At 69.7% G+C, this 8,924-nt stretch carries 9 protein-coding genes; 5 read left to right on the top strand and 4 right to left on the bottom strand.

Features of this window, described 5'->3' with window-relative positions; genetic code table 11:
• The 5 genes from H5411_RS45150 to H5411_RS45130 all read left to right on the top strand — a co-directional run.
• A partial coding sequence (locus H5411_RS45150; RefSeq protein WP_183127878.1) for an amidohydrolase family protein occupies positions 1-724 on the top strand: 724 nt, incomplete at its 5' end.
• A gap of 7 nt (positions 725-731) precedes the next feature.
• Positions 732-1,394, top strand: coding sequence for a GntR family transcriptional regulator (locus H5411_RS45145; protein ID WP_183127877.1), 663 nt, complete (start codon positions 732-734; stop codon positions 1,392-1,394).
• Positions 1,391-2,059 (top strand): universal stress protein, encoded by a 669-nt coding sequence (locus H5411_RS45140; RefSeq protein ID WP_183127876.1) that lies wholly within the window; start codon positions 1,391-1,393, stop codon positions 2,057-2,059. Before H5411_RS45145 ends, H5411_RS45140 begins: the two co-directional genes overlap by 4 nt.
• Positions 2,060-2,326: 267 nt before the next feature.
• On the top strand, positions 2,327-2,725 hold the full coding sequence (locus H5411_RS45135; RefSeq protein ID WP_183127875.1) for a VOC family protein: 399 nt from the start codon (positions 2,327-2,329) through the stop codon (positions 2,723-2,725).
• A gap of 45 nt (positions 2,726-2,770) precedes the next feature.
• Positions 2,771-3,391, top strand: a complete 621-nt coding sequence (locus H5411_RS45130) for a CBS domain-containing protein (protein ID WP_183127879.1) — start codon at positions 2,771-2,773, stop codon at positions 3,389-3,391.
• 10 nt (positions 3,392-3,401) lie between these two features.
• On the opposite strand, the gene H5411_RS45125 is transcribed toward H5411_RS45130, so the two are convergent.
• The 4 genes from H5411_RS45125 to tkt form a co-directional block, all read right to left on the bottom strand.
• A complete protein-coding gene (locus H5411_RS45125; protein ID WP_183127874.1) occupies positions 3,402-4,784 on the bottom strand; it encodes an ATP-dependent 6-phosphofructokinase in 1,383 nt (460 codons plus the stop codon).
• 31 nt (positions 4,785-4,815) lie between these two features.
• Positions 4,816-5,784 carry a class II fructose-bisphosphatase gene (gene glpX, locus H5411_RS45120; protein ID WP_183127873.1) on the bottom strand — a complete coding sequence of 323 codons (969 nt, stop codon included), beginning with the start codon at positions 5,782-5,784 and terminating at the stop codon, positions 4,816-4,818.
• A gap of 44 nt (positions 5,785-5,828) precedes the next feature.
• Positions 5,829-6,416 (bottom strand): 6-phospho-3-hexuloisomerase, encoded by a 588-nt coding sequence (gene hxlB, locus H5411_RS45115; protein WP_051172715.1) that lies wholly within the window; start codon positions 6,414-6,416, stop codon positions 5,829-5,831.
• A 305-nt stretch (positions 6,417-6,721) separates the two neighbouring features.
• A complete protein-coding gene (gene tkt, locus H5411_RS45110; protein ID WP_183127872.1) occupies positions 6,722-8,824 on the bottom strand; it encodes a transketolase in 2,103 nt (700 codons plus the stop codon).
• Positions 8,825-8,924 lie beyond the last annotated feature (100 nt).

Below are 8,924 nucleotides of genomic sequence, written 5' to 3'. Positions count from 1 at the left end.
GCGGATGGACGAGGCGGGCGTCGCGCACGCGGTGCTGGTCCAAGCCACGACCGCGTACGGCTACGACAACTCCTACGTCCTCGACAGCCGCGCACAGCGACCGGACCGGTTCCTCGCGGTCGGCACCGTGGACCCGCTCCGGCCCGACGCCGCCGAACACCTCGCCGCGGTCACCGGTCAGGGCGGCCTCTCCGGCGTACGGCTGTTCACCAGCGGAAGCACCGTTCCGACGCAGGGCGAATGGTTCGCCGCGCCGGAAAGCTTCCCGTTCTGGGAGAAGGCCGCCGAACTCGGCGTGACCGTGTGCCTGCAAATGCGGCTCGGCCCCGCGACCGAGCAGCTGGTCGCGCTGCTCGAACGGTTTCCGGCCGTGCGGATCTTGCTGGACCATCTGGGCTATCCCGACATCGCAGCCTCCCCCGGCGACGCCGGTGCGGCGGTGGCGAACCTGGCTACGCACCCCGGGCTGCACCTGAAACTGACCCATCGCAGTCTCGAACCCCTGCACGCGGCGGGCAAAGAGGCGTCGGCGTTCCTCGACCCCGTGCTCGCCGCTTTCGGCGCCGAGCGAATCGCGTGGGGCTCCAACCTTCCCGCCGCGGAGCAGTCGCTGCCTGAACTCGTCACGCTCGCCCGCGAGGTCCTCGCGGAAGTCCCGGAGGCCGAACAGCGGGAGATCTTCGGCGGCACGGCGCGCCGCCTCTATCCAGGACTGCCGGGCTAGGTGCCGGATGGTCGACAGCGACAGCCGCACCACGCGCTACAGCCAGGTCTACGAGGAGCTGCGCACCGTGCTGCTCTCCGGCGGCTACGAGCCGAACACCCGGCTGACGGAAGCGGACCTGACCACCAGGTTCGAGGTATCCCGCGGCACGATCCGTTCGGTGCTGGTGCGGCTGGCGCAGGAAGGGTACGTCACCAGCGAGGCCAACCGCGGGGTCCGCACGCGCAGCTTCACCCTGGCGGAGGCGGCGGACATCCTCGAAGCCCGCGAAACCCTGGAAGCGGCACTGGCGGACAAAGCCGCGGAACGAGCGACCGACCGGGAAATCGCCGAACTTCACACGACGCTGGCCGGGATGGAGGCGGCCCAGGGACGCGGCGACCAAGCCGCCTACTCGAAGGGCAACCGGGCTTTCCACCAGCAGGTCAAAGCGGCCGCGCACCAGGCCACGCTGGCGCGGACATACGACACGCTGCTGTATCCCCTGGTGATGCGCCAGTACCGCAACATCTCGGCGCAGCACCCGCGAACCGGTTCGCTCGCCGAGCACCGCGCGATCCTGCTCGCCATCGTCACCCGCAACCCGGATGCAGCAGCGGCGGCGATGCGGCACCACGTCGGCTCCGCCCGGCGCGCGCTGCTGCTCGACCGAGGACGTGCCCGGGAATGAACGGTCCGATAGTCGTCGCGTTCGACGGCACCCCGGCCGCCGAGCACGCTCTGTCGTGGGCGGCCGAAACGGCCCTTCGTCGCGGCTCCCGCCTCGTGGTCGTCGCGACGACCTGGTGGCCCGTCACGCTCGAACCCGTTCCGCCGGCCCCGTGCTTGGTCCCGCCCGGCTGCCTCGACCTCGCGGTCGCCGCGGCGACCGCGAGCCGGCCCGGGATCACTGTGTCCAGCGTCGAGTCCGGCAGCGTCGGCGAACTGCTTGCCCACGCGGCCGGACTCGACGCCTCGCTGATCGTGCTGGCCGCGGAGAACCGGGTCCCGTGGAGAACACTCGTGCGGGGTGCCGACCGGCCGCTCGTTTTCGCGGGCGCTTCTGCCGGACCGGTCGTGGCGGAGGTACGCAACCAGCGCATTCGCACTGACGCGTTGGCACTCGCCTTCGAGCTCGCCCGCGCTGCTGGAACGAGTCTGAAGATCCTGCACACTGCCGCGGCGTGGCACCTCCCCCGCGCGACCGAACTCGCCGGTTGCGTCGTCGCCGAACTTGCAGGCTGGATGGCCTCGAATCCAGACGTCGCGATCACCTACCGGTTCACCGGCGCGCCGCGCGTGCGAACCTTGGCCCTGTGCTCGCGCACGGCGTCTGTACTGCTCCCGGGCCGATGAGCCGCCTTCCCTGCCGCCGCATCCGCTGCCCGGCGGCCCATGCTGTGTCGCCCGGCAGCCTGCACCACCGTCGCACCGGGCCGGGACAGACAGCGGGCTGCCCCGTCCCTTTCCACTGCCTGCTCCCGTTCGTCCGGCCCCGCCGCCCGCTCGTCCCGGTCCCGCCGCCGCCCGTTCGATCGAGCGGGCTCCGGCCGCGCGGCGGCTGGTAAGAACACCGGTACGTCCGCATGCGAGCGGGCCTGCCGACCGCGCGAAGGGGTGCACATGGCTTTCCCAGGTTTGCAGCACATCGCGATCACCGTGTCCGATCTTCGGCGCAGCACCGAGTGGTACACGAGGCTGTTCGGCGCCGGGCCCGTCCTGGACGAGGACGAGGAAAGCGGCGAGTTCCACCACACGGTCTTCGCTCTCGACGGCGGCATGCTCTTCGGGCTGCACACCCACCTCGGCAGGGAAACCCGGGACCGGGCGGACGAACGCCGCACCGGGCTCGACCACGTCGGGTTCGCGGTCGAGTCGCACGCAGCGCTGACGGAATGGGCCGGGAAGCTCGACGAGCTCGGCATTCCGCACGGCGGGGTGAAGAAAGCACACTACGGCAGCGGCGTTTCGTTCCGCGATCCGGACAACATCGCGCTCGAGTTCTTCGCCGGTCCGGAATAAAGCGCCGCCGGGAAAGCCATGTGCGATCACCGAGTAGCCGACGTAATGGTGCGCCAGGTCGTCTCAGCCGGGCGCGATACCTCGTTCCGGGACCTCGTCACGGCTCTGCTCGACCACCGCGTGCCCGCGGTACCCGTCGTCGACCCGGCCGGGCGGCCGATCGGGCTCGTGACCGCGGCGGACGTGGCGGCGAAGAGCGAGTTTCACGGCGGAGCGGATCGGCTTCCCGCGCTCGGCGGGCCGCGCCACCGGAGCCGGTGGCGAAAAGCGGGTGCGCGCACTGCGGGCGAGCTGATGACGGCACCCGCGCCCACGATCGCCGCCGACGCGCCCCTGCACGAGGCGCTCCGGCGGCTCGCGGACGCCAAATCGGCTCAGTTGTGCGTGGTGGACCAGGAAGCCCGGCTGGTCGGATTGATGTCCCACCGCGACGTCCTGTCCGCGCTGCTGCGGCCGGACGCCGACATCCAGGCCGAGGCCGAAGCCGCTGCACCGGCGGGCATCGCGGTGCGGGTCGCCGATGGCGTCGTGACGCTCACCGGCACCGTCGGGTTGAGAAGCGTTGCCGAGCAGGCTGTCCGGAGGGCACAGTGCGTGCGCGGAGCAGTCGCCGTCACCGATGAACTCGACTTCAGCTTCGACGACCTCACCGCGCACGCACTGTGAACCCGGCCGTTCAGCAAAAGCCCATGGGCACTTTCTCCCGGCCCGCCGCGGCGCCGAACTCCGCGGGCTGACAAGTGGTCTCCAGCACCGACATCCACAGGTCGCCGTCGGGGTCGACCTGGTTGCGGCGGCTCGTCATCAGCGACAGCGGGACGTGCACGAAGCGCCGCCGCCAGCGCGCGACGGCCGCGGCGGTGCGGCCGGCCATGGCGGCGTGCACGGCCGCATGCGCCAGCCGCAGGCAATAGACGCTGTCGTAGGGGTTGGCCGCGATGCTCCGGATCGCGTAGCTCGGATCGATGTAGCGCATCGTGGGAGGAAGACCGGCTGCGGCCAGGTGCGCGGCGATGCGGTCTTTGAGCAGCTCCCCTATGTTGCCGAGCTTGACGTTGCCCGACGCGTCCGTGCCGCGCCCGTTCCGGTGCGCCGCGCCGGGTTGGTCGAGCAGGTCCTGACCGGCCCCTTCAGCAAGGACGATCACTGCGTTGCCCTTCGCCCGCACGCGCTGCTCGACATGGGCGAGCAGACCGTCCGGTCCCTCCAGCGCGAAGGGAATCTCCGGGATCAGCACGATGTCCGCGCCGTTGGCGGCCAGCGCGGCGTAGCTGGCGATGAACCCGGAGTGCCTGCCCATCAGCTTCACGATCCCGACACCGTTCGGGCTAGACGCGGCTTCGACGGAAACCGACGAGATGAAGTCCGTCGCCCGGGCGAACGCGCTTTGGAAACCGAAGGACTGGTCCGTGAAGGGCAGGTCGTTGTCGATCGTTTTCGGCACCCCGATGACCGCGATGTCGAGGCCGCGCGCCCGGATCGCGTCGCTGAGGTACGTCGCGGCGCGCATCCCGCCGTCGCCGCCGATGACGAACATGATGTCGACGCCTCGCTGAACGAGGCTGTCGACCATCTCGTCGGCGTCCTGGCCGCCGCGCGAGCTGCCCAGGATGGTGCCGCCGTCCTTGTGGATGTCGCGGACGTGCGCCGGCGTCAGTTCGACGGTGTCGTGCCGGTGGTCGGCGGTCAGCCCTTGCAGGCCGTTCCGGAAGCCCAGGATTCGCTTCACCTTGTAATGCACCGCGAGTTCCTGGACGAGACCGCGGATGACGTTGTTCAGCCCCGGGCACAGCCCGCCGCAGGTGACGATCCCGGCGGTGACCTGTGCCGGGTCGAAGTAGATCTTCCGCCGGGGGCCCGCCCCTTCGAAGCTCGGAACGCGCGCCGGCGGGAGGCGGTGCCCGGCCAGCATCGACACGGTGTCCTCGAGCAGGACCCGGTCGCCGTCGGCGACATAGTGCGGAGAGGTCTGTTTCGTCGACAGCATCTCGGCGAGCGGCGAATCGTAACGACACTCGCCGAGATGACGAACGCGGAGGTCGTCCAAATGCAGCGTCACCGGATCTCCCTGGTCGTGCGGACTGCGTGGGTCACTCGAAGGTGGTGTGCGTGAGGTAGCGGATCTCGCCCCGGGAAATCAGAAGCGATTCGCAGGTGGTCTTGCCCTCGCATTTCCGGGGGCGGTCGAGGAGCGTTCCCCCGGTGACCCCGGTCGCGACGAAGAAGGCGTCGCCCGCCGCGAGTTCGTCGCATTCGTACACGCGGTCAAGGGACATGCCCGCCGCGCGGATCGCGTCCGCCTCTTCGTCCCGTTGCGGGGCGAGGCGACCGAGCATCCCGCCGCCCAGCGCGCGAACCGCGGCAGCGGTCATCACGCCTTCGGGCGTGCCTCCGACGCCGAGAAGCAGGTCGACGTCGAGCGTCGGCAAGAGCACGGCCAGGCTTCCGCCGACGTCGCCGCCCGCCGGGGTCTGCACCGCCGCACCGGCCTGCAGCACGCGAGCGATCAGGTTCTTGTGCCGCGGCTTGTCCATGATCATCACGCGGAGCTCGCTGACCTTCTTGCCCAGAGCGGCGGCGACGTTGGCCAGCGTGCGCTCGGGCGGATCGTCGAGATCGACGACGTTCTTCGCCTGCGGGGGCACGACGATCTTGTCCATGTAGAACCCCGGACCCGGCGACCAGAGGGTCCCCGGCTCGCCGAAGGCGATCGTCGCCAGGGAACCCGGAAGATCCTTGGCGCAGAAGGACGTTCCTTCCAGCGGATCGACCGCGATGTCGAAATCCGGGCCGTTGCCGGTGCCGACGATCTCGCCGTTGAACAGCATCGGGGCGTCGTCCTTTTCGCCCTCCCCGATGACGACGGTCCCCCGGCCGGGAGCCTGCGCCAGCGCTTCGCGCATCGCCTTGGTGGCAGCCGCGTCGGCGGCCTTCTGGTCGTACCGGCCCACCCACTCGTAGCTGGCGACGGCGGCGCTGCGGGTCGCGGCCAGCGCCACCGCCTCCAGTGCGTGGACATCGACGCACGTGCGCGGTGCGGCCTCAGTCTGACAGTGCATTTCGGGCTCCCATTCCGGTCGGTCGCATCAGGACGGCGAGGCCGCTATTCGAGATTCGCGTGGAGCCGCCACAGTTCGCGGGCTTGAGTGCCGCTGGTCTGCCACAGCGCGTGGAAGAGCGAATCCGTGATCAGCAGAACGGACTGTTCGAACAGGCTGCCGGCGTACTGGACGGAGGAGTTGCCGTCGAAGTCCTGCTTGTCCGCGGCCGGGATGAGCAGCACCTCGGTAGCGGCCTTCGCCAGCGCCGACCCGGGCGCCGTGGTCAGCGCGATCACGTCGGCGCCTTGGGCGCGCGCGGTCTCCGCGGCGCGCACCACCCGAGCGGTCGACCCGGAGCCCGATGCCGCGACCAGGACGTCCCGTTCGCCGATCGCCGGAGCCGTCACCTCGCCGACGACGTGCGTCGGCAGCCCGAGGTGCATGAACCGCATCGCGGCCATCTGCAGCGCGAGGCCGCTCCGTCCGGTGCCGATGGTGAACACCGCCGGCGCCTTGAGCAGCAGCGCGCCGGCCCGGAGCCACGACGCGGACTGCACCGCCGCGCTCACCCGGTCCACTTCTCCGACGACCGCACGGGTCGCTCCGGTGAAGAGCGCAGCGTCAAGTTTCTTGGGAATCGTGTTCGTCAACGAGATCTCCTCCACTCGCGGGCGGGCGACCTTGGCGCGTCGCCTGCGCGGCCATCGCGCGGGCCAATCTGCTTAGAACACAAGGATTCTCCACCGCCGGCCTGCCCAGCAAGGCTTGCGGCATCAGGAAAAGCTATCCCCTGATTGGGATGACGAATAATGACGGGGAAAAGGAAGCGGCCCCGGCGGAATACACCGCCGGGGCCGCTTCGTGCGGGCGTACCGTTCAGGAGGCTCCCATCAGCCCTTGTGGACGTGTTTCGGGCGGATGTTCCCGGATCCTCCTGCCGCCCGCGGCAACGACATCACCGCCGAACGGAGCGCACGCTTCGGCGTGCGGCTTCCACCACGGCGTCGACGGTGATGCCGAACTGGCTGTACAACGTCGTGAAATCCGCCGACGCGCCGAATTGCTCCAGCGACACGATTTCGCCGGCATCGCCGACGAACCGGTGCCACGGCTGGGCGATCGCCGCTTCGACCGCCACCCGGGCCCGCACCGAAGGGGGCAGGACCTGTGCCCAGTAGGCCGAATCCTGCCGGTCGAACCACTCCACGCACGGCATCGACACGACCCTCGTGGGAATACCTTCCTCCTCGAGAATCTCCCTGGCCGCTACCGCCAGCTGCACCTCGGAACCGGTGCCGATCAGCACGAGTTCGGGCGTGCCGGTCGACGCCTCGGCCAGCACGTAGCCGCCGCGCGCGACACCTTCGGCAGAGGTGCCCTCCAGCGTCGGCACGTTTTGCCGGGTGAGCGCGAGCCCGGTCGGGCCTCCGGTGTTTTCCAGCGCGGCTTTCCAGGCGTACGCGGTCTCGTTCGCGTCCGCGGGGCGGGCCACCGACATTCCCGGGATCGCCCGCAACGAGGCCAGCTGCTCGACCGGTTGATGCGTCGGGCCGTCTTCGCCGAGGCCGATCGAGTCGTGCGTCCACACGTAAATGACCGGCAGTTCCATCAGCGCGGCCAAGCGCACCGCCGGGCGCATGTAATCGCTGAAGATCAGGAAAGTGCCGCCGTACGGGCGAGTTCCGCCGTGCAGCGCGATGCCGTTGAGGATCGACCCCATCGCGTGTTCACGGATGCCGAAGTGCAGCGTGCGGCCGTAGGGCTGCGCGGTCCAGGCGTCCGTCGAGATTTCGGCCGGACCGAAGGAGTCCGCACCCTTGATCGTGGTGTTGTTGCTCTCGGCCAGATCCGCCGAGCCGCCCCACAGCTCGGGCAGCACCTCGCCGAGCTTGGCCAGCACCGCGGCCGACGCCTTGCGGGTGGCGACCTCCGTTTCGCCGGGCTCCCACGCAGGCAGATCATCCGCCCAGCCTGCCGGAAACTCGCGTTTGGCCAGACGGTCCAGCAGGATCTTGCCTTGCGGATTGCTTCGTGCCCAGGCGTCGAATTCGAGCTGCCACTTCTCGTGGTCCGCCCGGCCCCGCGCGGCTGCCTCGCGGGTGTGGCGCAACACCTCGTCGTCGACCTGGAAACTCTGCTCCGGATCGAAGCCGAGAGCGCGCTTGACCGAGGCGAGTTCTTCCGCGCCCAGTGCGGCGCCGTGCACCCCGCCGGTGTTCATCTTCGTCGGAGCGGGGTAGCCGATGACGGTGCGCAGCACGATCATCGTCGGACGGTCGGTCTCCGCCTTGGCTTCCTCGATCGCGCCGAGGAACCCGGCGACGTCCTCGCCGCCGTCCACAGTGAGCACGTGCCAGCCATAGGCCTCGTAGCGCTTCGCGGTGTCCTCGGACAGCGCGATGCGCGTGTCGTCCTCGATGGAGATCTCGTTGCTGTCGTAGATCACCGTGAGGTTGCCGAGCTGCTGTGTTCCGGCGAGCGACGACGCCTCGGACGTGACACCTTCTTCGATGTCGCCGTCGGAGGCGATCACGTAGATCTGGTGGTCGAACACGCTCGTGCCCGGCTCGGCGTCCGGATCGAACAGGCCGCGCTCGCGGCGGGCGGCCATTGCCATGCCGACCGCGCTCGCCAGGCCCTGGCCGAGCGGGCCGGTGGTGATCTCGACACCCTTCGTGTGCCCGTATTCGGGGTGGCCCGGGGTCAGCGAACCCCACTTGCGCAACGCTTTCAGATCGTCCAGTTCCAGGCCGTAGCCCGAGAGGTACAGCTGGATGTACAGGGTGAGGCTGGAATGTCCGGCGGACAGCACGAACCGGTCGCGCCCGATCCACTCCGGATCACCGGGGTCGTGCCGCAGCACCCGTTGGAACAACGCATAAGCGACCGGCGCGAGGCTCATGGCCGTGCCGGGGTGCCCGCTTCCGCACCGCTCGACCGCGTCCGCCGCCAGCACGCGGACGGTGTCCACCGCACGTGCGTCTAGACTGCTCCAGTCTTGCGGGAACCGCTGGGCGGTCAAGCGGGCAATCTCGTCAGGGGATTGGTTTGCTGCCATGGAAGCGCACTCCCGATGATGTCGATTCTTGGCGTATTCCGGAAAGAGCAGATCCGGCCCGCTGCGCGCCGAGCCCGTGTCCGGCGCGCAGCGGGCGGGT

This window comes from Amycolatopsis echigonensis (assembly GCF_014174495.1).
Lineage (GTDB): Bacteria > Actinomycetota > Actinomycetes > Mycobacteriales > Pseudonocardiaceae > Amycolatopsis > Amycolatopsis echigonensis.
The sequence above is the reverse complement of the archived record's forward strand: the minus strand, read 5'-3'. Positions and strand labels throughout refer to the sequence as shown.

Excerpts from the sequence above, each read along its gene's own strand:
- glpX (WP_183127873.1), bottom strand. The coding sequence starts at position 5,784 with ATGCACTGTCAGACTGAGGCCGCACCGCGCACGTGCGTCGATGTCCAC.
- H5411_RS45130 (WP_183127879.1), top strand. The coding sequence starts at position 2,771 with ATGGTGCGCCAGGTCGTCTCAGCCGGGCGCGATACCTCGTTCCGGGAC.
- H5411_RS45140 (WP_183127876.1), top strand. The coding sequence starts at position 1,391 with ATGAACGGTCCGATAGTCGTCGCGTTCGACGGCACCCCGGCCGCCGAG.
- tkt (WP_183127872.1), bottom strand. The coding sequence starts at position 8,824 with ATGGCAGCAAACCAATCCCCTGACGAGATTGCCCGCTTGACCGCCCAG.
- H5411_RS45145 (WP_183127877.1), top strand. The coding sequence starts at position 732 with ATGGTCGACAGCGACAGCCGCACCACGCGCTACAGCCAGGTCTACGAG.
- H5411_RS45135 (WP_183127875.1), top strand. The coding sequence starts at position 2,327 with ATGGCTTTCCCAGGTTTGCAGCACATCGCGATCACCGTGTCCGATCTT.